This is a genomic window from Mesorhizobium sp. M7A.F.Ca.CA.003.01.2.1 (assembly GCF_003998945.1).
In the GTDB taxonomy this organism is placed as follows: Bacteria; Pseudomonadota; Alphaproteobacteria; order Rhizobiales; family Rhizobiaceae; genus Mesorhizobium; species Mesorhizobium ciceri.
On sequence record NZ_RZRA01001504.1, the window covers coordinates 1 to 745 of the forward strand.

1 protein-coding gene and 1 pseudogene are annotated in these 745 nt (G+C 63.2%); one reads left to right on the forward strand and one right to left on the reverse strand.

The window, feature by feature from the left end; translation table 11 throughout:
* On the forward strand, window positions 1–261 hold a 261-nt coding region (locus EN969_RS33790; RefSeq protein ID WP_164758783.1), incomplete at its 5' end, for a DUF982 domain-containing protein.
* A 249-nt stretch (window positions 262–510) separates the two neighbouring features.
* Here the strand turns inward: EN969_RS33790 and EN969_RS33795 are convergent.
* Window positions 511–745, reverse strand: a pseudogene (locus tag EN969_RS33795) (GcrA cell cycle regulator); the annotation flags it as partial.

Sequence of the window (745 nt, forward strand, 5' to 3'; positions counted from 1 at the left end):
GAGATCGACAGCGTCAGCGAAGCCGCCGATTTTCTCCAGCGCTGGCCGCTGGAGCGGCGTGGCCATGTCTACCGCAGCGCGTTGAACGCCTGCAGCGCGGCGATTGCCGCCCAGATTTCCGAAGCCGACGCCATGAAGGTGTTTACCGGCTTTGCCCGGGTGACCGGCATATTGGTCGGCGAGGGCAACCCGGCGGTAGCGATGGACGCAAGGAGCATGCAGAGCCGCACGCCCAAGCAAGGCGGGCAGATGCCGAAATAGGGCTTTGCTTCTTTCTCCCCGTTTACGGGGGTGAGGTGTGATCCGCGCAGCGGACGAAAAGCCAATTGCTTGGCTTTTCGAACAGCGAACGCCCGGCAGGGCAATGAGGGGCGGCGCCAGCGCTTCGGTAAGTGGCATCTGAATCGGATGCTTGAATTTCATGTCAGCTTCCATCCTGCCTCGTCAGCGCTGCCCCTCATTGCCCTGCCGGCACCTTCTCCCCGTGAACGGGGGAGAAGAGATCAAACCTCACCCCGTCGCAACAAATACGCGGCGCTGGAAGCGCGCCTGGTGGTAGGTACAATAGCTTTTCAGCGCCCCGGTGCGCATGCCGCAGCACAGCATGTCGGCGCCTGGGCGGCTGCCTGGCGCCCCCTCTTCGGCAATAGAAATGTCCGGATCCCCCTCCACCGTCAGATCCAGCGGCGCACGGCAGCGTGAAAACAGGCAATCGATGAAGCGCATCGCCACGCCATGCGGCTGC